Source organism: Pseudomonas sp. Ors-4-3C, assembly GCF_055755035.1.
The window spans coordinates 1,116,686-1,139,933 of sequence record NZ_CM146900.1; the positions used below are offsets into that span (position 1 = coordinate 1,116,686).

General features: G+C 60.1%; 19 protein-coding genes and 1 pseudogene. 3 read left to right on the forward strand and 17 right to left on the reverse strand.

The annotated features are described in order from the left end of the window. Positions 1-39 precede the first annotated feature (39 nt). Both ACVHNU_RS05220 and ACVHNU_RS05225 read right to left on the reverse strand, forming a co-directional pair. Positions 40-1,830, reverse strand: coding sequence for a bifunctional diguanylate cyclase/phosphodiesterase (locus ACVHNU_RS05220; protein ID WP_473019152.1), 1,791 nt, complete (start codon positions 1,828-1,830; stop codon positions 40-42). 133 nt (positions 1,831-1,963) lie between these two features. Further along, positions 1,964-4,048 carry a carboxy terminal-processing peptidase gene (locus ACVHNU_RS05225; RefSeq protein ID WP_003223119.1) on the reverse strand — a complete coding sequence of 695 codons (2,085 nt, stop codon included), beginning with the start codon at positions 4,046-4,048 and terminating at the stop codon, positions 1,964-1,966. 138 nt (positions 4,049-4,186) lie between these two features. Between ACVHNU_RS05225 and ACVHNU_RS05230 the strand changes: the two genes are divergently transcribed. Beyond that, positions 4,187-5,149 (forward strand): zinc-binding dehydrogenase, encoded by a 963-nt coding sequence (locus ACVHNU_RS05230; RefSeq protein WP_201138339.1) that lies wholly within the window; start codon positions 4,187-4,189, stop codon positions 5,147-5,149. A gap of 119 nt (positions 5,150-5,268) precedes the next feature. On the opposite strand, the gene ACVHNU_RS05235 is transcribed toward ACVHNU_RS05230, so the two are convergent. The 6 genes from ACVHNU_RS05235 to ACVHNU_RS05260 form a co-directional block, all read right to left on the reverse strand. After that, entirely contained in the window at positions 5,269-5,922 is a 654-nt protein-coding gene (locus ACVHNU_RS05235) for an HAD family hydrolase (protein WP_103483778.1), read from the reverse strand. 34 nt (positions 5,923-5,956) lie between these two features. Continuing rightward, on the reverse strand, positions 5,957-6,946 hold the full coding sequence (locus tag ACVHNU_RS05240; RefSeq protein WP_473019153.1) for an ABC transporter ATP-binding protein: 990 nt from the start codon (positions 6,944-6,946) through the stop codon (positions 5,957-5,959). Continuing rightward, on the reverse strand, positions 6,943-7,743 hold the full coding sequence (locus tag ACVHNU_RS05245; RefSeq protein ID WP_003223125.1) for an ABC transporter permease: 801 nt from the start codon (positions 7,741-7,743) through the stop codon (positions 6,943-6,945). The genes ACVHNU_RS05240 and ACVHNU_RS05245 overlap by 4 nt, the downstream gene beginning before the upstream one ends. Next, a complete protein-coding gene (locus tag ACVHNU_RS05250) occupies positions 7,730-8,566 on the reverse strand; it encodes an ABC transporter permease (protein WP_163005303.1) in 837 nt (278 codons plus the stop codon). Before ACVHNU_RS05250 ends, ACVHNU_RS05245 begins: the two co-directional genes overlap by 14 nt. A gap of 5 nt (positions 8,567-8,571) precedes the next feature. Further along, a complete protein-coding gene (locus ACVHNU_RS05255) occupies positions 8,572-9,378 on the reverse strand; it encodes an alkaline phosphatase family protein (protein ID WP_103483781.1) in 807 nt (268 codons plus the stop codon). Positions 9,379-9,556: 178 nt separating this feature from the next. After that, a complete protein-coding gene (locus tag ACVHNU_RS05260; protein ID WP_473019154.1) occupies positions 9,557-10,624 on the reverse strand; it encodes an ABC transporter substrate-binding protein in 1,068 nt (355 codons plus the stop codon). Positions 10,625-10,976: 352 nt separating this feature from the next. Between ACVHNU_RS05260 and ACVHNU_RS05265 the strand changes: the two genes are divergently transcribed. Further along, entirely contained in the window at positions 10,977-11,690 is a 714-nt protein-coding gene (locus tag ACVHNU_RS05265) for a UTRA domain-containing protein (protein ID WP_473019155.1), read from the forward strand. Between the two features lie 150 nt (positions 11,691-11,840). Then, a pseudogene (locus ACVHNU_RS05270) lies at positions 11,841-13,098 on the forward strand (IS256 family transposase). A 622-nt stretch (positions 13,099-13,720) separates the two neighbouring features. Here the strand turns inward: ACVHNU_RS05270 and ACVHNU_RS05275 are convergent. From ACVHNU_RS05275 to minC, 9 genes are all read right to left on the reverse strand, one after another. After that, positions 13,721-15,055, reverse strand: coding sequence for an amidohydrolase (locus ACVHNU_RS05275; RefSeq protein ID WP_473019156.1), 1,335 nt, complete (start codon positions 15,053-15,055; stop codon positions 13,721-13,723). Positions 15,056-15,122: 67 nt separating this feature from the next. After that, entirely contained in the window at positions 15,123-17,276 is a 2,154-nt protein-coding gene (locus tag ACVHNU_RS05280; RefSeq protein WP_473019157.1) for a mechanosensitive ion channel family protein, read from the reverse strand. Between the two features lie 77 nt (positions 17,277-17,353). Beyond that, on the reverse strand, positions 17,354-17,530 hold the full coding sequence (locus ACVHNU_RS05285) for a hypothetical protein (RefSeq protein WP_016773747.1): 177 nt from the start codon (positions 17,528-17,530) through the stop codon (positions 17,354-17,356). A gap of 196 nt (positions 17,531-17,726) precedes the next feature. After that, positions 17,727-19,016 carry a M18 family aminopeptidase gene (locus tag ACVHNU_RS05290; protein WP_473019158.1) on the reverse strand — a complete coding sequence of 430 codons (1,290 nt, stop codon included), beginning with the start codon at positions 19,014-19,016 and terminating at the stop codon, positions 17,727-17,729. 173 nt (positions 19,017-19,189) lie between these two features. Continuing rightward, a complete protein-coding gene (locus ACVHNU_RS05295) occupies positions 19,190-20,287 on the reverse strand; it encodes a hypothetical protein (protein ID WP_473019159.1) in 1,098 nt (365 codons plus the stop codon). Positions 20,288-20,337: 50 nt separating this feature from the next. Then, complete coding sequence (locus tag ACVHNU_RS05300) at positions 20,338-20,973, reverse strand: RluA family pseudouridine synthase (protein ID WP_003223144.1); 636 nt, start codon at positions 20,971-20,973, stop codon at positions 20,338-20,340. A gap of 168 nt (positions 20,974-21,141) precedes the next feature. Further along, positions 21,142-21,396 carry a cell division topological specificity factor MinE gene (gene minE, locus ACVHNU_RS05305; protein WP_003223146.1) on the reverse strand — a complete coding sequence of 85 codons (255 nt, stop codon included), beginning with the start codon at positions 21,394-21,396 and terminating at the stop codon, positions 21,142-21,144. After that, positions 21,396-22,208, reverse strand: coding sequence for a septum site-determining protein MinD (minD, locus tag ACVHNU_RS05310; RefSeq protein WP_003223148.1), 813 nt, complete (start codon positions 22,206-22,208; stop codon positions 21,396-21,398). The genes minE and minD overlap by 1 nt, the downstream gene beginning before the upstream one ends. 199 nt (positions 22,209-22,407) lie before the next feature. Beyond that, a complete protein-coding gene (gene minC / locus ACVHNU_RS05315; protein ID WP_045122352.1) occupies positions 22,408-23,145 on the reverse strand; it encodes a septum site-determining protein MinC in 738 nt (245 codons plus the stop codon). Positions 23,146-23,248 lie beyond the last annotated feature (103 nt).

Consider the following 23,248-nt stretch of genomic DNA (forward strand, 5'->3'; position numbering starts at 1 on the left):
GCAAGCCCGCTCCCACAGGGGATTGTGTTTGCTGGGGAATCAGCGTTGGCCGATCAGTTGCGGTTGATGAGGGGCGGCGGCAGTGAGGCTATCAATCACATGCACGCTATACCCCGGAACATTCTTCGCATGATGCTTGGCCTGTGAGGCCATTTCCGCTAGCTGACTAGCATCCAGTTCTGCGCAAGCCGTGGGATGCAGGTGGACGACGCCGATCGATAACGAGAGCAACGGAAACTCCTGCCGCATCCCCTGCCGGTTCGGCGCGATGAAGCAGCCGGCTTCAAGATGTTCCGGGCGATAGAAGCGCCGGCATTGGCTTTGGAAGTCGTCGAGCAACTGGTTGAGGCGTTTGCGCCAGTCTTCCGGGCCGAGCACCAGCAGGAAGTCGTCACCGCCGATGTGGCCGACGAAGTCGCGGGACGGGTCGACGCGTTCGTTGAGGCATTGCGCCAGGCACAGCAGGACTTCGTCGCCACGGCCGTAGCCGTAGATGTCGTTGAAGGGTTTGAAGCTGTCGATGTCGACGTAGCAGATGATCGATTCGCGGCCCTGTTGCAGCAGGCGGGTCAGGCATTGCTGGATCGGCACGTTGCCGGGCAGCAGGGTCAGTGGATTGGCGTATCGCGCCTGTTGGATTTTCAGTTCGGTGATCAGCTTGAGGACGTCGATTACCCGACCGAGGCCGAGATAACCACCGTTGAGGGTAATGATGAAATCTTCTTCGATGCGTTGCCGGGCGCGGCTGGTGATCAGACGGCTGACCTGTTGCAGCGACTGGCTCATCTCCACGGCGAGGAAGTCGTCGTTCATCAGGCGGCTGATCGGCTTGCGGGCGAACAGGTCGGTGGCAAACGGCTTGAGCAAGGCGTCGGACAGCGAATGGCGATGGACGATGCCGCACGGCTGGCCCTGTTCATCGAGCACCGCCAGTGAGTTCAGATTGGCCTGGCGGCGGAAGGCTTCCAGTACGGTAGCGGTCGGTGTGTCGCGATGCACCGCCGGTTGGTCGTTGAGCAGGGCGCTGAGGTCGCTGCCCTCGTCGTTCAGCGCCACGGCGCTGCTGTCGTGTTTGGGCATCAGGGCCCGGGCATCGCGGGGTGGATGCTCCTGTGGGCGAGCGAGCAGGTAACCCTGCACCAGATCGACGCCCATCTCGGTCAGCACCGCCAGTTCCTCTGGCAACTCGATCCCCTCGGCGATCACCTGTGCCCGTGACGCCTTGGCGATTTGCAGGATCGAGCCGACAAACTCGCGTTTCAATGCGTCCTGATGGATGCCGTCGATGAAGTGGCGGTCGATCTTCACGTAATCCGGACGCAGCTCCGACCATAGACGCAAGCTCGAATAGCCGGCACCCAAGTCATCCAGTGCGATCGAAAAGCCCATCGCCCGATAGTGATGCAGCGCGGTTTGCAGCAACTGGAAATCGTCGATTGGCGTTTGTTCGGTGAGTTCGATCACCACCTGGCTTGGTGGAATACCGAAGTCCTGCAGCAGTTGCAGGGTCCGCCCCGGTTGGTGCGCGGCTTCAAGCAGGGATTCCGGTGAAACGTTGAGGAACAACTTGCCCGGCAATTGCTGCTCGTTGAAACGACGGCAGGCAGACTGGCGGCAGGCAATTTCCAGTTCGCTCAAACGACCGGCCTGACGGGCCACGGCGAACAGCGCGATAGGCGAGTGCAGAGGGCTGTTGGACGGGCCACGGGTGAGGGCTTCGTAACCGAGAATACGACGTTCGGAAAGACAAATGATCGGCTGGAACAGACTGTGCAAACCGCTTTGAGTCAGGATCGAGCTCAAGGCACTCAGCTGTTCGGTCGTGGTCATGGCTATCTCTGGCGATAAAAAAAGGACCGGGAGCGCTCTTGCTTGAAGAGACGCTCCCAGTCCTTTATTTCACGACAGAATGATGACTGTTTGATGACGCTCCGAGGAGCGCCAACACTAAATTGCCATCATCTTACTTTTTAGCCACCTGATTACTCAGTTTCAGGTAATCCAGCAGCACGCGCCCGGTTTCGGCCAAGTAGGCGTCGTCCTCTGGTTTGACCTTGTCCGGCTCGGCTGCCGCGAGTGCGTCGTCGTCTTCCTTCTTCAGCTCTTTCAGCGGTTCTTCGCCTTTGGCTTTGCGACGGATGTTTTCCATCGCCAGTTGCTTGGCATCGATGTCCGCGTGCTGGGCACGGCGCTCGGCTTCGTTGAGGCTGACGGTTTTTTCTTCCATCAGCTTCTGCGCCAGGGCCAGCTTGTCGCGGATGAACACGAACTCGGCATCTTTGGCGCTACGTGCCTCATGCTCGGACTTGAGCTGCGCCAGGTACGGCTTGAACGGATCGACCGCAGGTTTGATCGCTGCCTTGATGGTGTCCCACGGCATGGCTTCCGGCAGGGCGCTTTCGCCGATTTCCTTGGTGTCGATGATCGACGGATAATCGATGTCTGGCAGCACACCCTGATGCTGGGTGCTCTGCCCGGAAACCCGGTAGAACTTGGCCAGGGTCAGTTTCAGTTCGCCGTGGTTCAGCGGCTGAATGGTCTGTACGGTGCCTTTGCCGAAGGTCTGGCCACCGATGATCAGTGCGCGATGGTAGTCCTGCATGGCGCCGGCAAAAATCTCCGAAGCCGAGGCGGACAGGCGATTGACCAACAGCGCCATCGGGCCTTTGTAGAACGCGCCCGGGTTTTCATCTTCAAGCACATCGACGCGGCCATCGGCATTACGCACGAGTACGGTCGGGCCCTTGTCGATGAACAGGCTGGTCAGCTCGGTAGCTTCCTGCAGGGAACCGCCGCCGTTATTGCGCAGGTCGATGACCACGCCGTCGACTTTCTCTTTCTGCAGTTCGGTCAGCAGCTTCTTGACGTCACGGGTGGTGCTCTTGTAGTCCGGATCACCGGCACGGAACGCCTTGAAGTCGAGGTAGAAGGCCGGGATCTCGATGATGCCGAGCTTGTAGTCCTTGCCATCCTGTTTCAGGCTGAGGATCGATTTTTTCACCGCCTGATCTTCAAGCTTCACCGATTCGCGAGTGATCGGCACGATCTTGCTGGTCTGGTCGTTCGGCGCATTGCTGGCCGGAATCACTTCCAGACGCACCACGGTGCCTTTCGGGCCGCGGATCAGCTTGACCACTTCGTCCAGGCGCCAGCCCACCACGTCGACCATCTCTTTGTTGCCCTGGGCAACGCCGATGATCTTGTCCGCCGGTGCAACCTGCTTGGTCTTGTCGGCCGGGCCTGCCGGCACCAGACGCACGACTTTCACCTGATCGTTGTCGCTCTGCAACACGGCGCCGATGCCCTCGAGGGACAGGCTCATGTTGATGTCGAAGTTCTCCGCGCTATCCGGCGACAGATAGTTGGTGTGCGGATCGTAGGACATGGCGAAGGTGTTGATGTACGCCTGGAAGATGTCTTCCGCGCGTGTCTGATCGAGGCGCGCCAATTGGTTCTTGTAGCGCTTGGTCAGGGTGTCCTGAATCTGCTTGGAATCCTTGCCGGCGATCTTCTGCCGCAGCACTTCGTCCTTGACGCGTTTGCGCCACAGGTCGTCCAGTTCAGCCGTGGATTTGAGCCAAGGGGCGTCCTTGCGATCGATCAGCAAGGTTTCCTTGGTGGTGAAGTCCATCTTGTCGACGCCCTTGTTCAGCTCCGCAATGGCGAAGTCCAGACGCGCCTTGACGCGGTCCAGATAGCGTTTGTAGATGGTGAACCCGGCGTTGAGGTCGCCGCTTTTGAGGAAGTCGTCGAACTGGGTCTTCCACTTGTCGAATTCGGCGATGTCGCTGGCCAGGAAGTAGCTGCGCGACGGGTCCAGCAGCTTGATGTAGCTGTCGTAGATGATCACCGAGCGCGCATCGTCGAGCGGCGGCTTGCTGTAGTGGTGACGCTTGAGCAACTCGACGACATTGAGGCTGGCGATGACTTCGTCGCGATCAGGCTGCAAGTTGTCCCAGCTGTTGGCTGCGAATGTGTTGCCCGACATCGGCAACAAACCGATACCGATGAAAAGAGCGAGGGCGGTGCTGGGGAGCAAATGCTTCATGCTGATTCGACGCGGGGACAATTGATAACGCATATTAGGCCGTCTTTGAAGTCGCCGGTTCTACGAGAGCCGGTCGCATAATGCAAAAAGCCCGGCGCTACAGCTTCGGGCTCAGTCCAGACTCACTATGGAGGCACTGTGAAGGCATTGCAAGGCGTTGAAGGGCAAGTGGCATGGGTTGAAGAGCCGAGTCCGGCATGTGATGTAGGACAAGTGCGCATTCGCGTGGCGGCTGCCGGCCTCAATCGCGCCGATTTATTACAGAAAGCCGGGCTTTATCCACCGCCGCCTGGCGCCAGTCAGGTGCTCGGTCTGGAGTGCTCCGGGGTGATCAGTGAGGTCGGCGCCGGCTCGTCCTGGCAAGTCGGCGACCGGGTCTGCGCCCTGCTGGCCGGGGGCGGAATGGCTGAAGAGGTGGTCGTCGACGGACGGCACGTGCTGCCGGTGCCCGAGGGCGTTTCGTTGATCGAGGCCGCGGCATTACCCGAGGTTTATGCAACGGTCTGGCTGAACGTATTTCAGCTCGCAGCGCTGAAACCCGGTGAAAAGGTTCTCCTGCATGCCGGCGCAAGTGGAATTGGTTCAGCCGCCATTCAGCTGTGCAAGGCATTCGGCAATCCATGCTGGGTCAGCGTCGGGTCTGCCGAGCGGTTGGCCTACTGCGAGGCGCTGGGGGCCCAGGGCGGGGTGGTGCGCACCGATGATCTGGAGAGCCTGCGCGACCTCGGGCCGTTTGACGTGATTCTTGATCCGGTCGGCGGCAATTATGCGGCGCTGAACCTCAAGTTGACGGCGCTGGACGGGCGCTGGGTGCTGATCGGTTTGATGGGCGGACGAGAAGCGAAGCTGGATCTGGCACAGGTGCTGGCCAAGCGCGTGCAGTTGCTCGGTTCGACGTTGCGCAGTCGTGACGATCAGTTCAAGGCCGACCTGTTAAGTGACCTGAGCCAGCATGTGTGGCCGTTGTTTGCCGAAGGGCGGTTGCGTCCGCAACTGGCGAAGACTTTCCCGGTGAAGGATGCCGAAGCGGCGTTTGCCGAACTGGCGAGTAATACGGTTTCGGGGAAGGTGGTGTTGGTGATTGACGACAGCCTGAGCTGAGGACTCTGAAAAACCTGTGTGGGAGCGGGCTTGCTCGCGAAAGCGGTGAATCAGACACGAATTTATCGACTGACACTCCGCCTTCGCGAGCAAGCCCGCTCCCACATTTAAATCTCTGTTTATTTCCAGAGATGGATCGGCCAGCCTGCTTTTTCGGCATGCTCCAGCAGCACCGGATCCGGATTTACCACATGCGGGAAATCCACCTTCAGCAGCAACGGCAAATCGTTGCGTGAGTCGGAGTAGAAACTCGCGCCTTCCAGATTTTCTTCCTCGGCATCCAGCCATTCCAGCAGGCGGGTGATCTTGCCTTCGCGGTAGGTCAGCGTGCCGACGGTCTGGCCGCTGTAAACGCCGTGCGCGACTTCAAGTTCGATGCCCAGAATCTCGTCGATGCCCAAACGATCGGCGATCGGTTTGACCAGGTGTGTACCCGAGGCCGAGATCACCAGAATCCGGTCGCCGGCCTTGCGGTGGGCGGCGATGGTTTTGGTCGCGTCGCTGAAGATGATCGGTTCGATGAAATCTTCGACCCACGGGCCGACCAGGTGGTCGACTTCTTCCGGGGTGCGGCCGATCAGCGGTTCGAGGCTGAACGCCATGAACTCTTCCATGCGCAATTTGCCATGGCTGTAGGCGTCCATCAGCTCGTTGTTCTTGCGCATGAACGACTCGCGATCGACCCAGCCCAGGCGCCCCATCTGTTCGCTCCAGAGGGTGGCGCAGTCGCCGTGGATCAGGGTTTCGTCCAGATCAAAAATTGCCAGGGCCATCAGTGCAGTTCTCTCTTCAACGTCAGCAAAGTCATCAGGCTACCTCACACAGGGCCGTCGGATCGATGGAAAGCGCCAGACGCTGACCGTCGGGATGCAGATCCGCCGCCGAGCGGTTGAGCACGTCCACCACCAGTTCCACGCCGCGCGCTTCGACGCGGTAGCGGATCACGTTGCCGAGCAGGCTGTGGCTGCGGATCTGCGCATCGAGCTCGCCATTGAGGCTCAGCTCGATGGCTTCCGGGCGAATTGCGATACGGTGGTTGATCGGCCGTTGCAACAGCTTCGAGGCGCTGTCGGCGTCAAGCAAGTTGTAGTTGCCGATGAAGCCTGCGGCGAATATGTCCACTGGTGCGGTGTAGAGGGTTTCGGCATCGCCGCTCTGCACGATCTTCCCTTGGTTCATCAGGAAAATCCGGTCGGACATGGTCAGCGCTTCTTCCTGGTCGTGGGTGACGAAAATCGTCGTCAGGCCGAGTTCGCGCTGGATCTGCCGGATCTGCTCGCGCAAGAGTTTGCGAATTCGTGCATCCAGCGCCGACAGCGGTTCATCCAGCAGCAACAGGCGTGGGCGAGTGACCAGCGAGCGGGCGAGGGCAACGCGCTGGCACTGACCGCCGGAAAGCTGATGCGGATAACGCCTGGCGAAGTCGTTGAGCTCGACCAGTTTCAACACCTCGGCGACACGTTTGTGGCTGTCGTCGGCATTGACCTTTTGCATGCGCAGGCCGAAGGCGACGTTCTGTTCGACGGTCATGTTGGGGAACAGCGCGTAGCTCTGGAACACCATGCCGATCCCGCGCTTTTGCGGACTCAGCGGCACAATATCGACGCCATCGAGCAGGATCTTGCCGCCATCAACCGGCGTCAGCCCGGCAATGCAGCGCAGCAGCGTGGACTTGCCGCAACCGGAGGGGCCGAGCAAGGTGACGAATTCGCCCTTGTTGATCTCGCAGTTGATGTCGCTGAACACGGTGGTGCCGGCGTAGTTTTTCTGCAGGTGTTGGACGCTGACATAGCTCATTCGCTTTTGTCCTTGTTCAAGATGTTGGCGATCCAGGTCAGGACCAGCACGAAAAAGAAGTACGAGATCACCAGCGCACTGGTGAAGTGGCCGCTGCTGTTGCGCATGTTGTTCAGATACACCTGCAGGGTTTCGTAGCGTGTGCCGACGAGGATGTTGGCGAACACGAACTCACCGAACAGGAACGAGAACGACAGCAGCAGCGCGACCATCAGGCCTTTGCGCAGGTTCGGCAGCACCACCAGGAACGCCGCCTGAAAGGTGCTGGCGCCAAGCAGCTGCGCGGCGTCCATCAGGTCGCGCAGGTTGATCGCCTGCAGGTTGTTGGTGATCGCCCGGTACATGAACGGCAGCGCCACGGTGAAGTAGCAACCGATCAGGATCCACGGCGTACCGACCATCGCCAGCGGCCCGGAACCGTACAGTTGCAACAGACCCACCGACGACACCACCGGCGGCACCGCGAAGGGCAACAGGATCAGGATGTTCATCAGCGCATCGAGTTTCGGGAAGTGGTAATGCACCACGAACAGCAGGGGCAGGATCAGCACCACCGACAGCACCAGCGCACCGACGCACACCAGCAGCGACTGGCCGAAGGCATGCAGGAAGCGCGGATCGCTCCACAGCTGGATGTACCACTTGAAGGTGAATCCGCTGGGCAGGATGGTCGCCGACCAACTGCTGGCGATCGAGTAGATCAGCGTGCCCACCAGCGGCAGCAGCAGGATCGCGAACAGCAGATACACCACGACGCGGTGGTAGACGCCGGCCGGGCCGGATTCAGCGCGAGACATGGTAGCTCCTCTTCAGCAGCAGTTGATGCACGACGGTGACGATAGTCATCAACGCCACCAGCACCACGGCCAGGGCACTGGCCAGATTCGGGTCGAGGGAAATGTCCCCGGAAACCATCGCCGCGATGCGGATCGGCAGTACGTTGAAGTTGCCGGTGGTCAAGGCGTACACCGTGGCGTAGGCGCCGAGGGCGTTGGCCAGCAGGATCACGAAAGTACCGAGCAGCGCCGGGGTCAGCACCGGCAGACCGATATGCCGCCAGAATTGCCAGCCGTTGGCACCGAGCAGCGCGGCAGACTCGCGCCAGTCCTCGCGCAAGGCGTCGAAGGCCGGGTAGAGCAGCAGCACGCCGAGGGGAATCTGGAAGTAGGTGTAGAGGATGATCAGACCGGTTTTCGAGTACAGGTTGAAGTCCTGAATGATCCCGGCCTGCTTGAGCATGATGGTGATGCTGCCGTTGAAACCGAGCAGGATGATGAACGCGAAAGCCAGCGGCACACCGGCGAAGTTGCTGGTCATGTTGGCGAAGGCATTCACGAAGTTGCGCAGTTTCGAGTCGACCCGGCGCAATGAATATGCACCGAGCACGGCGATGATGATGCCGAACACGCTCGACCAGAAACTGATCTCGAGGCTGTACTGGATCGCCTGTAAATAGAACTTCGAGCTGAAGATCTTGCTGAAGTTGGCGAAGCCCCAGCCGAACTCTTCCGATTGCAGGCTGTTGATCATCACCCAGACCAGCGGGGCGATTTCGAACACGATAAAGAACAGCGCGAACGGCACCAGACACAGGGCCGCGAGCCATTTGCCGCGAGTCATGGCGTTCACTTGAGCAGCTCCCGGCACACAGGTTTGTCATGGGGCACGCCGAGCAGTGCGCAGACCGTGCCGCAGATCTCGGTCTGCTTCGGCGCGGCATCAGCATTGAGGCTGAAGGCGTCACCGAGGACGAACAGCGGCACCTGGCGCTCTTCCGGTAGCAAGCCGTTGTGCGAGCGGTCGTTGTTCATGCCGTGATCCGCGGTCACCAGCACCTGATAGCCAGCGTCGAGCCAGCCTTGCAGGTAGTCGGCGAGGATGATGTCCGCCGAGCGCGCGCTGTTGCGGTATTGCGCGGAATCGAGGCCGTGCTTGTGGCCGGCGTCGTCGATGTTCATCGGGTGGATCAGCAGGAAGTTCGGCGCATGACGCAGGCGCAGGTTTTCCGCGTCGGCGAACAGGTGCGAATCAGGGTAGTGGTCACTCCAGTAGAAGTGCCCGTGCTGGATCGGCAGCGACAGATTGTCGGTATGCCGGTCGCGGGCCGCCACGAACGGCGAGCGGTTGTACAGCTCGCTGACCCAGTGATAGGCCGCCGCAGCGGTTTTCAGACCGGCGTCGCGAGCGTAGTGATAGATGCTGCGCTGATTGGACAGCCGTGCAACGTTGTTGTGGACGATGCCGCTGTCGATCGGCGGCACGCCGGTGAGGATGCATTCGTAAAGCGGTCGGGACAGGGCCGGCAACTCGCACTCCAACTGATAGAGCGCAGCGCGTCCTGCGCCAACGTAAGCCTGCAGATGCCCCATGGCGTGACGCGCGACCTCGTAGTTGAGACCGTCGAGCACGACAAGGATGACGTTGTGCTTCATAGGGGCAAAAACTCCGCGAAAACAGGAAATTTCAGATTCAGTCCGGAGCCCTTGTGGGAGCGAGCTTGCTCGCGAAGGCGTCGTGTCAGCCAACATCAATGTTGAATGAAAGACCGCATTCGCGAGCAAGCTCGCTCCCACAGGGATCTCCGGCAATCCCGAAAGTGGGATTACAGGATTACTTCATCTCTACGATGACTTCTTCGTTCCACTTCTGCGGCAAGGCCTTGGAGGTTTTTTCCCAGGCGTCGGCGTCCTTGATCGGCGTGACCTTTTTGTACTGCTCGTTCGGCAGCAGCTTGGCTTTCACGTCTTCCGGCAGTTGCAGGTGATCGGCACGAATCGGACGGGCGTTGCCGCGCGCCAGGTTGGTCTGGCCGGCGTCGCTGAAGATGTATTCGCGGGTCAACTTGGCGGCGTTCGGGTTTTTCGCGTACTTGTTGATGATGGTGGTGTAGCCGGAAATCACCGAACCGTCGGACGGGATCAGCACCACGTAGTCATCCGGGTTGGCCATCTTGGCCTTGTAGCTCAGGCCGTTGAAGTCCCAGACCACGCCGACTTCGATCTCGCCTTTTTCCATGGTGGCGATGGTCGGGTTGGCCATCGACAGACGACCTTGCCTGGCGATGTCTGCAAACAGCAGCAGGGCCGGCTGGATGTTCTTCTCGTCGCCACCGTTGGCCAGGGCCGCGGCGAGTACGCCGTTGGCGGCTTGCGCGGCGGTGCTCACGTCACCGATGGACACCTTGTATTTGCCGCCCTTGAGGTCAGCCCATTTGGTTGGCACTTCGGAGCCGTGCAGCAGCTTCTTGTTGACGATGAAGGCGATGGTGCCGGTGTAGGCCAGTGCCCAGTTGCCGTCCTTGTCCTTGGCCCAGTCCGGGACTTGATCCCAGGTGCTTGGCTTGTACGGTTGCACCACGCCTTGCTTGACCGCGATCGGGCCGAAGGCGGCACCGACGTCGCCGATGTCGGCGGTGGCATTGTCTTTCTCGGCGGCGAACTTGGCGATTTCCTGGGCCGAGCTCATGTCGGTGTCGATGTGTTTCAGGCCATAGGTCTTGGCCAGATCTTCCCAGGTGCCTTTCCAGTTGGCCCAGTCATCGGGCATGCCGACGCTGTTGACGGCGCCTTCCGCTTTCGCAGCGGCTTCGAGGGTTTTCAAATCGGTACCCGCCGCCATGGCGGAGGTGCACATTGCAATGGTCGAGCCTAACAGTGTTGCCAGGAAAAGCTGTTTCATTCCGAAGCTCCTTGGTCGTGTTCAACGCTGCGATTGCGGTTTGTGTTGGTCTAGGTCAGCAATACCTGAGCCAATTTAAGGGGGCTGGATGACACTTTGATGTCGGCGGTCGCCCGGCAGGCCTTTTATTTGCCCGGTTTCGGCGCTTGCCCGGTAAGCGTAGACCAAGGTCAAAGCCCCGGCAGACAAGGGACTTGGCCGATGTATTGCAAGTCATGAGGGCGACCGTCGGGCAGGTTTGTCATCTCTCGGTCATCTGCACTGCCTAGGCTTGCAACACATGGAAACGGCTTGCAGGCCGTACGGTTTTTGCCCCGAAACAGTGCTGGTCTAGTCCAGATAGGTAACGTTGATGCGCGATGAGGCAACAAAAGCGGTGACAGCGATTGGTCAGGTGTTGCAGGAGCAACTTGATCACGGCCTGCTCGCGCCCGGGAGCAAGTTGCCGGCCGAGCGCAAGCTCAGTGAGCTGTTCGGCACCACGCGCATTACTGTGCGTGAGGCGTTGTTGCAGCTGGAGGCGCAGGGGCAGATTTATCGCGAGGAGCGCCGTGGCTGGTTCGTTTCGCCGCCACGTCTGGCGTACAACCTGATGCAGCGCAGTCATTTTCACGCGATGGTCAGCGCGCAGGGGCGGGTGCCGTCGACCGAGGTGATTTCGGCGCGCTTGCAGCCGGCGTCGGTGGCGGTGTGTGCGTTGTTGCAGTTACCTGCTTTGTCGAGCGTGATTCAGATTTGTCGGTCGCGGCGGATTGATGGGCGGCTGGTGTTGTATGTGGAGCATTATCTGAACCCGCGGTATTTTCCGGGGATTCTGGGGTTTGACTTGAATCAGTCGATGACCGAGTTGTATGCGCGGCATTACGATTTGCACTATGGACGTGTGCGGTTCGAGATTGTGCCGACGTCGTTGTCGGTGGATGCGGCGGCGGCTTTGCGGGTTTCTGTGGGGAGTCCGGGGTTAAGGATTGCTCGGGTCAATTATGATCAGCATGAGCGGTTGATTGATTGTGATCTGGAGTTTTGGCGGCATGATGCGATTCACGTTGGTGTAGATGTTGTTTGACCTTGGCGGCCTTTGGGCCGACCAGGCGGGAGTGTCATAAATTTTGTGTTCGGGCATAACATGTCGCAGAGGTGCATGTATGCCGACCAAAAAGAAACGGGAGTGTCATAAATTTTGTGTTCGGGCATAACATGTCGCAGAGGTGCATGTATGCCGACCAAAAAGAAACCGGCCCGAGAGGCCCAGCGTGACCTTCCTTCCATTCCCCAAGAGCTGATCGACCAGTTCGTCAGCGGCCCGATGAGTGCCGACGCTATTCAGGATGCCGCGATGGCGTTTAAGAAAGCGCTGATCGAGCGAGCCCTTGGCGCCGAGCTGGGGCACCACCTTGGTTATCCTCAGGGCGCGGAGCGCCCTGAGGATTCGAGTAATCAGCGTAATGGCAGAAGCAGCAAGACCGTGCTGACCGAAGGCGGCCCGTTGCGTCTGGATATTCCCAGAGACCGCGACGGCAGTTTCGCCCCGATCCTGATCCCCAAGCATGAGCGCCGTTTCACGGGCTTCGACGACAAAATCATCGCCATGTATGCCCGTGGCCTGAGCGTTCGCGAGATTCGTGCTTTCCTCTCGGAACAGTACGGCACAGATGTCTCTCATGACTTCATCAGCTCCGTCACCGATGCGGTTCTGGAGGAAGTCAGTACCTGGCAGCAACGCCCGCTTGAGCCCATGTATCCGGTCATTTTCTTCGATGCTCTGCGCGTCAAGATCCGTGACGAAGGCGTGGTTCGCAACAAGGCCATCTACTTGGCTCTGGGCGTGCTGCCGGATGGGACCCGAGATATTTTGGGGATCTGGATCGAGAACACTGAAGGTGCCAAGTTCTGGATGAAGGTCTTCAATGACCTCAAGACCCGGGGCGTCGAAGACGTGCTGATCGCGGTAACTGACGGACTCAAAGGTATGCCGGAGGCTTTGAGTGCGGTGTTTCCAGAGACAACGCTGCAGACATGCATCGTCCATTTGATCCGCAACAGCCTTGATTACGCGGCGTGGGACAAGCGCCGTGAACTGGCCAAGGCCCTTAAGCCGATTTATCAAGCTCTCAATGCCGGTCGCCGAACAGGCTCTGGACGCCTTCGAAGCGGGGCCGTGGGGTAAGCAATATCCGACGATAGCGGCGGCTTGGAGACGCGCCTGGGAGCGGGTTATCCCATTTTTCGTGTTCCCACCCGCGATACGCAAAGTGATCTACACCACCAACGCGATCGAAAGCATCAATTCGCAGTTACGCAAGATCATCAAGACAAGGGGCCACTTTCCAACCGATGAGGCGGCGACAAAACTGATCTGGCTGGCGCTGCAAAACATCACCGCCAACTGGGGCAGCGCCGCCCATGACTGGAAAAGCGCCATGAATCAGTTTGCGGTTTTATATGGAGACCGATTCATCAGGCCGAACTGGTGAAATGAAGGCCTGCCTGACGGCAGGCCATTACCGGCCCGCACACAAAAAATCTGACACTCTCGACCAGGCTGTTGGGTTCTGTGTGAATATCCGTTTCTTCGGGGGCTGCCGCTGACGGTTTCGCTCTTACAGCGAGTCACTTTTGCAGACGCCCAAAAGTAACCAAAACGCTTGGCCCCGGCGTACGGCCCTCGCTTAGGCTCGGGTTCCTTCGTTGCGGGGTTCATCCGGGGGCATCGCCTCCGGTTTGCTTCGCTGCACCTCCTCTCGATGCATTTGGCTTCGCCAAACGGTCGCTGCGCTCCCACCCCCGGATAAACCCCTCCACTCAGCCTGCCGATGGGGCCGGCACGGCAAGATCAAGAGCTGCAGCCGAGCTTGCGCTCATCCTGTTGAGTGGTGAAAAGCGTGCGGTCGGCTTTTGCTTTTCTGTAGGAGCGAGCCTGCTCGCGATGGCGGCCTGACAGCCGACCAATCCCCAACTGACCGCCCCCAATCCCACTGTAGGAGCGAGCCTGCTCGCGAAGGCGGCCTGACAGCCGACCAATTCCTCGCTGAATGAACCCAATCCACCTGTGGGAGCGGGCTTGCTCGCGAAGGCGCCCCCACTGTCACTTCATCTCTACTTGCCCGCCCCGGCATTCCCATACAAATAATCCGTCGCCAGCGACGCCATCGTCCTCACCCCAACCACCAGCGCCGACTCATCCACAAAGAACCCCGGATTGTGATTCGGCGCAGCTTTGTTCATGTCCTGATCCCGTGGCGTCACCCCGAGAAACACAAATAGCCCCGGCACTTCCTTGGCAAAGAACGAGAAGTCTTCCGCGCCGCCCACCAGCGGTGCATTGACCACATCATCCTTGGCCGCCCACTTCAACGTCGGCAGCATTTTCTCCGTGAGTGCCGGGTTGTTAATCGTGGGGTCGTATTTTTCGATGATGGTGACGTCGGCTTTCGCGCCGCCGCTTTCGGCGATTTTTTCGATGGTCTGGCGAACGTCGCTGTGCAGTTTCTGGCGGATGCCGTAGTCGTAGGAGCGGATGGTGCCGCTCATGTCGACAGACTCGGGAATGATGTTGTAGCGGGTGCCGCCATTGATGGTGCCGATGCTGACCACCGATGGATAGGACGAGATGTCGGTGCGCCGGCTGACCACGGTTTGCAGGCCGACGATGGTTTGTGCGCCGACGGTGATCGGGTCGATGCCGTCCCACGGGCGGCCGGCGTGGGTTTGTTTGCCGAGGATTTTGATGCGCAGGTCGTCGGAGCTGGCCAGGGTCGGGCCGGGGCGGTAGGCGATCTGGCCGGCGGGGACGCCGGCCCAGACGTGGAGGCCGAACACGGCGTCGGGTTTGGGGGATTTCATCACGCCTTCCTCGACCATCATTTTCGCGCCCCAGGTGTTTTTGCCGTCGGGGATGAAGTCGCTCGGGCCTTCTTCGGCGGGCTGGAAGTAGAACACCACGGTGCCGGGCAGGGTGTCGCGCATGCCCGTGAGAATTTTCGCCGTGCTCAGCAGGATCGCGGTGTGGGCGTCGTGGCCGCAGGCGTGCATCACGTCGACTTCTTTGTCCAGATAAGTGCCTTTGGCTTTCGAGGCGAAGGGCAGGTCGGCCACTTCCTTGACCGGCAGCGCGTCCATGTCGGCGCGCAGGGCGACGGTCGGGCCGGGCAGGGCGCCTTTGAGGATCGCGACCACGCCGGTGCGGGCGACGTTGGTTTTGACTTCCAGGCCCATGGCCTTCAGTTGTCTGGCAACCAGTTCCGCAGTGCGTTTCTCGGTGTTGCCCAGTTCCGGGTGCGCGTGGATGTCGCGGCGGGTTTCCAGCAGTTCCGGTTCAAGTGCCTTTGCTTGTGCGGCGATCTGTTCGCGGGTGCTGTCTAGCGTGGCAGCACCGGCGTGGCCGGCAACCAGGCTGAGCAGAAGGGCTTGGGCAATGCGTGTCAGCTGCATCGGGTTTTCTCCATGGTTATTGTTTTTCTGGCTTCCCTGCCTGTGACCCGAGTGTCTGCACGAAGTGCTATTCCTTCGGCTGGCCACCACCGGCAGTGATCACCTGCACACTCATCCGCGGCGTCGCCAGATCCAGTCCGGCTTCGTCCAGATGGCGCTTGAGCGACAGGTTGAACGCCCGCGAAACTTCCCACTGTTTGATCGGCGCAGTCTTGAACCGCGCGCGCAGAATCGCGCTGCCGGACTCGAAGCTTTCCACGCCCTGGATCTCCAGCGGCGACCAGATGTTGCGCCGCTGCAGCGGGTCGGTGCGCATTTTCTGGCCGACTTCGCGCATCAGTTTGATCGCGTCGTCGATTTCCATGTTGTACGGCACCGCCACGCGGAAGATCGCGTAGCCGAATTCCCGCGAGTAGTTCTTGATGCTTTTGATTTCGCTGAACGGGATGGTGTGGACGATGCCGTCGATGTCGCGCAGGCGCACGGTGCGGATGGTCAGGCCTTCGACGGTGCCGAGGTGGCCGCCGACGTCGACGTAATCGTCGATGGCCAGCGAGTCTTCGATGATGATGAACAGGCCGGTGATCAGGTCCGCCACCAGCGACTGTGCACCGAAACCGATGGCCAGACCGATCACACCGGCACCGGCCAGCAGCGGGGTGACGTTCATGCCCATGTTCGCCAGGGCGACGATCAGCGCAATGATGAAAATCGCCACGAACAGCACGTTGCGGATCAGCGGCATCATCGTCTGCGCGCGGGCATTCGCCAGGCCTTTGCGCGAGCGGGTAAGGGCGTGATGCACGGCGGTGTCGGCGAGGATCCAGATCAGCCAGGAGAAAATCAGCGTGCCGATCAGGCTGAACAGTTTGACGCTGACGTCATGCCCTTCGCCCTCGGCGAAACCGATCAGCGACTTGCCCCACACGCGCAGGCCGAGTTCGATGAAGGTGAGCCACACCAATAGGTGGGCGAGGGTGTAGAAGAAGCTTTTCAGGCGTTCCGAATACAGCGCATGACGCTTCGGCCCGCGCTGCGGTTTGAGCGAGTGACGCCGGACGAGGCCGTTGATCACCATGCACATCACCAGCAGCACCGTGCAGATCAGTGACTGACGCAGGGCGGTGCTGGTGTCGCCGGCGGAGACGAAGGTGGCGAACAGCGAGATCCCGACCAGCACCAGCGCCGGCACGTACCAGAAGGTGCCGAGGATATCGATGGTGTCGCTGAGGGCGCGGCGGGTCAGGCGGCGGGACAGGGGCTGGTTGCGGATCAGGTGCGCGATTGGTCGGCGGAAACGCAGGATGAACAGACCGGTGAATAGCGCCGCGAGGACATTGGTGATGGTCGCGGTGGTGTGTGCCAGGTGCACGCCGAGGCCTTCGACGAGGCGCGGGTCACTCAGTGCTTCACCGAATGCGGCGAAGCTGCCGATCAGCCACAGTGGGCGGAAAGCCTGATGCCGCAGGATGTACAGCGCACGGTGCCGGTGCGGGCCATCGAGTAACGAAAAGGCGATCACGCAAATCGCCGAGAAACAGGTGCCGACCACCAGCGCGTAAGCCAGCACCATCGCCAGGCTCTTGCCCAATGACGAGGGCAGCGCGTAGCTCATGTAAACGGTGATGACCAACGCAATCAGCCATGGGCCGAGCTTGCGCAGGGCGAAGCGCAGCATGTCGAGGGCCTTGGGGTGTTGCGGCAGTTCTTCGGTCAGGCCAAAGCGCATGCGCACCCGGTGCCCGAGCCAGATCAGCGCGGCGGCGAGCAGGCTCCAGACCATCAGGATTACCGCGAAGCCGAAGATGATCGGCAGCCATTCGCTGGCCGGCAGCATCAGGGCGTCGAGTTCGTCCTTGGCCAGATCGAACTCATTGGACCAGCGGGTGAGCGGGCTGTCGGCACCGGAGAACTGCTGTTCGAAACTGGCCAGGGTACCGCCGATCAGGCCCAGCACACCTTCTTCCGGTGAGGCCTGGGCTTTCTTGGTGACGTCGCGCAGCTTTTTCAGATCGGTCAGCAACTGGGCGCGTTGCTTGTCGTTTTCCAGCGACTTGATGACTTCATCCAGCGATTGACCCAGCGGCTCTTGCGCCTCGGGCTGGGTCTTGGTGGTGTTGAGCAGGCCCGGCAACCCGGCCGCATGGGCAGGGGCCAGCGGCAGCATTGTCATCAGGCAGACAAGGAACAGGCAGGGCAGAGCAAACAGACGAGCGAACACTAGGCGGTCAACCTCGCAAAGGGGCGAATTGAGCGAGTGTACGAGGCGGCCAGAATCAATGCGAGCCGGGCGCGGATTTATTCGTTGAGTTTGGCGAGGATCTTGTAGACCACGGTGGCCAGGATCATCAGCATGCCAATCCACATGGCAAACACACCGGCGTTCTTGTCGCGGAAGTTGAAGCCGATCGCCAGCAGGATCATCCCGCTCAGGATCGGAATGAGCATGGCGTGGAAGGAGGACATCGAAATCATGGAGACTGCCTTGTCGAAATGAATGATGTAAGTCTAGGTCGCTTTTGGCGGACCGGTTCTGATGTGTATCAGAATTGAGTCAGTCCAATGATGAAATTGTGTTGTCTGGACTGCCGCTTTCGCGAGCAGGCTCGCTCCCACAGGTTGAAATGCATTCCAATGTGGGAGCGGGCTTGCTCGCGAAGCTTTTCAGCTTTTACGGCAATTCGCGACTGGCGTAGAACGCGCTCAGCACTTTGACCAGGTGCGCCAGATCGTGGCTGCCGCACAGTTCGCGGATCGAGTGCATGGCGAAGGTCGGCAGGCCGATATCCACGGTGCGTACGCCCAGGTGGCTGGCGGTGATCGGGCCGATGGTCGAGCCGCAGCCCATGTCACTGCGCACCACGAAGCTCTGCACCGGCACTTCTTCGGCCATGCACAAGTGGCGGAAGAACCCGGCGGTTTCGCTGTTGGTGGCGTAGCGCTGGTTGCTGTTGACCTTGATCACCGGGCCGGCGTTGAGTTTCGGGCCGTGGTTGGCGTCGTGCTTCTCGGCGTAGTTCGGGTGCACGCCGTGGGCATTGTCGGCCGAGACCAGCAGCGATTTCTGGATGGTACGGACGAACTCGTCACCTTCGGGCAGCAGACGACGCAGGGTCTGTTCGAGCATCGGGCCGTCGGCACCGCAAGCCGAGCAGGAGCCGACTTCCTCGTGGTCGTTGCACACCAGCACGCAGGTTTCTTCGGTGTCGGCGGTGAGCAAGGCTTGCAGGCCGGCGTAGCACGACAGCAGGTTGTCCAGGCGCGCACCGGCGATGAAGTCGCCGTGCAGGCCGATGATCGCAGCGCTTTGGGTGTCGTAGAAGCTCAGTTCGTAATCCAGCACCACGTCGGCGTTCAGGCCATGTTCGCGGGCCAGTTGATCGGTCAGTACGGCGCGGAAGTCGACGCGCTCGTCACCGGCGAACTGCGCGAGGATCGGTGGCAGCTCGGTCTGCGCGTTGATTGCCCAACCCTGATTGGCTTCACGGTTGAGGTGAATCGCCAGGTTGGGAATGATCGCGATCGGTGCGTTGAAGTCGATCAGCTGGCTTTCGACCTTGCCGTCGCGACGGAAGGTGACGCGGCCGGCCAGCGACAGGTCGCGGTCGAACCACGGCGCCAGCAGCGCGCCACCGTAGACTTCAACGCCCAGTTGCCAGAAACCCTGACGTTGCAGTTCCGGTTGTGGCTTGACCCGCAGGCAGGGGCTGTCGGTGTGGGCGCCGACCAGACGGATTCCGTCGTGCAGCGGCGAGTTGCGGCCCATTTTGATTGCGACGATCGAGGAGTCGTTACGGGTGACGTAGTAGCGGCCGTTGGCCTCGGTAGTCCACGGCTCGCGCTCGTCGAGGCGCACATAACCGGCGGCCTCCAGACGCTGGACAAGGCTGGCAGTGGCGTGGAACGGGGTAGGGGAGGCCTTGAGAAAGTCGATCAGGCCTTGGTTCAACTCTTCGCGCATAAGAAGCTCCAGACAGCAATGGGCGCGAGTTTAACGCATCGGCCCGGGAATTGAATCCGGACAGGATCGGGGTGGGAGCGGGCTTGCTCGCGAAAGCGGTGGGTCAGATGCAGATTTTTTGGATGACACACCGCTTTCGCGAGCAAGCCCGCTCCCACAGGGAGTGATGTGGATCAGCGGGCGGCTACGCGTTTTTTCAAATAGTTCATGATGACTTTTTCATCTTCCGGTTTATCCGGACGCGGCAACTGTTGCGGCCAGGACTTCTGGCTCAGCAGTTTTTTCTGCTGGCTCTCGTCCCAACGCAGAATTTCCCGGGAAGCACATTCCCACCATTCGTGTCGGCAAACGCTGTAGTACGGATCTTCCGGCGCAGCGCTGCCGTACAGCAGATCGCGACCGACCTTGCGCAACGCACCTTTCTGATTGCGCAGCTTCCATTTGATTTTCAATCGGCGCCAGGCCGACGGGAACGGTTTGACCCGTGGCACGTCGGTACACAGATCCACCAGGCGCTGGCTGAACTGCTCGCCGTGCTGGGAGAAGAAGTACGTCTGCATCGCGTGGAAGAAGCGTTTTTCCGCGAAGTAGTGGTAAACGTGTTTGCGCGCCTCTACCACCTGACGCTTGCGCATGGCGTACGACAGCGCGATCTGTTCGATGGTGTGGATTTCGAAGCCGCCGATTGTCCATTCATCGATCAGCCGGATCGACTCTTCGAAGAGCGCCGAATCCGCTTCGGTCACGCCGCACAAACCGCTGTTGTAGAGCTTGAAACCGTTATCCGGCGTCACACCGTGCACGCGCAGATCGCGGCCGAGTTTCTGATAGTCGCTGCGCTGGTGCACATCTTTCCAGTTGTACTCGAAGCGATCCATCACCGAGCGGTTCGGCTCGATGAATTTGAACAGTTGGCTCGGGTGACGGGTGAACAAGGTGTCGGTGTCGACGAACAGGGTCTTTTCCGCCCACTGCATACCGGCGGCGATGGCGCAGGCCTTGCGTCGGTGGTGATAGCCATGAGTGCCTTGCCAGCGGGTCTGGGTCGCTTCGTCCAGCAACACCGTGTCGACCGGCCAGCCGGCGTAGTCCTCGGGGCGATCGGTGAGAATCCTGATGGCCGGCCGGTCGCCGTTTTTGGCTTGGGACAGCGCGGTCAGGATGCTGAACTTGGCTTCGCGCCGGTATACATCCTGATTGCCGTAAACCAGGTAAAGCAGTTGATGACGAACTTTCGTGAGGGGTGTTACCAGGGAATCAATACAACTCATCCGAAAACAAAATCCTTGTACAAAAAAAAGCGCTGCCGCTCAGGCAGCGCTTAAAACGGTGCCGGGCATTCGAAGCGCAGGCGTTCGCCGGTTTGCGGGTGGGTGAAGCTCAGCATGCTCGCGTGCAGACACAGGCGAGGCCACGCCGCCAGGGCCTGTTCGTGGGCATAGAGGCCGTCGCCCAGCAGCGGGTGACCGATGGACAGCATGTGTACGCGCAACTGGTGCGAGCGACCGGTAATCGGCGTCAGTTCCACGCGGCACCAATCGCCACAACGCTCAAGCACGCGCCAGAAGGTCAGTGCGTGTTTGCCGAATTCGTGGTCGACCACATGCCGCGGTTTGGTCGGCGGGTCGTAGCGCAGCGGCAGGTCAATGCTGCCGCTGTCCAGTTCCGGCTGACCCCAGGCGAGGGCGGTGTAGGCCTTTTCGGTTTCACGATCGTGAAACTGGCGGGACAGTTCGCGATGGGTATCGGGGTCGCGGGCCAGCAGGATGATGCCGGAGGTTTCCCAGTCCAGGCGATGGACGATGCGCGCTTCGGGGTAGCCGTTTTCCTGCAGGCGGGTAATCAGGCAATCCTTGTTGTCGTCGGCGCGACCGGGCACCGAGAGCAGCAAGGTTGGTTTGTCGACCACCAGTACGGCGGCGTCCTGATGAATGATGCGGATGTTGGACAGCGGCATTAAAACAGCCTCGTAACAAATGCCAACGGCGGCTCAGGCTGCTGATAACCCTGTAGGAGCTGCCGAAGGCTGCGATCTTTTGACGTTGAAGATCAAAAGATCGCAGCCTTCGGCAGCTCCTACACGAGCATCAGCAGCCCGAGCCGCCGTAGCGACTGCCGGATCGACTCAGCGATCTGGCAGGGTGATGTTGAGTTCCAGAATCGAGCAACTGCCCTGGCTTTCCAGTGCAACATGTACGTCGTCGTTACCGATATTGACGTACTTGCGGATCACGTCGACCAGTTCCTTCTGCAAGGCTGGCAAGTAATCCGGCGTGCTGCGCTGGCCGCGCTCATGCGCCACGATGATCTGTAGACGCTCTTTCGCTACCGAGGCGGTACTTGGCTTTTTGTTGGCACGAAAGAAGTCAAAAAGGTTCATTACCTACCTCCAAACAGGCGCTCGAAGAATCCCTTCTTCGTAACATCGAGGAAACGATGTTCTTTTTCTTTGCCCAGCAGACGATCAACGGCATCGCTGTACGCCTGACCGGCATCGCTCTGGTCGTCGAGAATCACCGGGACGCCCGAGTTGGAAGCTTTCAGGACCGCTTGCGACTCAGGGATGACGCCCAGCAGGGTCACGGCCAGAATTTCCTTCACGTCTTCGACGCCCAGCATCTCGCCATCGCTGACGCGCTGCGGATTGTAACGGGTCAGCAGGAGGTGTTCCTTGATCGGCTCTTCGCCGTTTTCGGCGCGACGCGATTTGCTGGCCAACAGGCCCAGCATGCGGTCGGAGTCACGTACCGAGGACACTTCCGGGTTGGTCACGATGATCGCTTCGTCGGCGAAGTACATGGCCAGGTGCGCACCTTTCTCGATGCCCGCCGGGGAGTCGCAGACCACGAAGTCGAAGTCTTCCTTGAGCGCCATCAGGACTTTTTCCACGCCTTCGACGGTCAGCGCGTCTTTGTCGCGGGTCTGGCTGGCGGCCAGCACGTAGAGGTTTTCCAGGCGCTTGTCTTTGATCAGGGCCTGCTGCAGGTTGGCTTCGCCGTTGACCACGTTGACGAAGTCGTACACCACGCGACGCTCGCAACCCATGATCAGGTCGAGGTTACGCAAGCCCACGTCGAAGTCGACGATCACTGTTTTGTGGCCGCGCAGAGCGAGGCCGGTACCGATAGCGGCGCTGGTGGTGGTCTTACCCACACCACCCTTGCCGGATGTAACCACGAGAATCTTGGCCAAGGTGTTTCACCCCTAAGGAAGAAGGACTTTTTAGCCCCTGAAAAACATCTCTTGAAAACTACTGCAGTCGGACAGCCTTGGCTGGAGTTCGGCGCAAGTCGCACTTGCCGGGGGCAAACGCTCCTTGATCCTTTTTCCTACTTCGTTTGAGCCGTTTTCGCTACGTTTTAGAGATGCTTGGAAAATGCGGCAGTATCCGTTAAAGCCGAATGATGTTCAACACGTCGGCCGACAGGCTGACCTGTACACCGGAGCCCCACAGTGGATCGCGGCGCAAATCTTCGGAAACCTTGTAATGCCCGGCGATGGAGATCAGTTCAGCGCTCAATTGCTGACAGAAAATCCGCGCCTTGGTGTCACCCTTGACACCGGCCAGCGCACGACCGCGCATCGGGCCGTATACATGGATGTTGCCATCGGCAAGAAGTTCCGCCCCCGGACTGACCGAGGACACCACGACCAAATCGCCACCCTGGGCGTATATCTGTTGGCCACCACGTACTGGCGTGGTGATTACACGGGTCGGTTTGACGGTCGGCTCCGGCGGCTTTTCCGGCTTCTTTTTGACTTCCGGTTCCGGGGCTTCCAGCGGTCGTTCCCGGGCGCCGGACGGCGGCAGCACCGGGATGTCGATGGCAATGGCGGCGGCGATGTCTTCGATGCGACTGGCGCGGATCGCCAGGGTACGCAGGCCATGCTGGCGGCACACGCGCATCAGACCGGGCAGATCGACCGCGCCTTCGCCCGGTGGCAGTTTGTCCAGCGCCAGGACCAGCGGGGCATTGCTGAAGAAGTTCGGGGCCTGGGCGACTTTGGCGGCCAGTTGCCGATCGAGGCTGTCGAGGTCGTTACGGGACAACTCCAGCACCGTAATGGCCAGCATGCTGCCCTTCAACTGGAACACAGGATCTTGATCTGGCGATTCGTTTTGGCTCATATCGGCATACAACGGCTTGTCACTAAAAGTGCCGAGACTTATAACGAGAACGCCCGCGAGCCGCAAGCCGGGTCGAACAATGTAGAATGCGCGGCCACTGAAT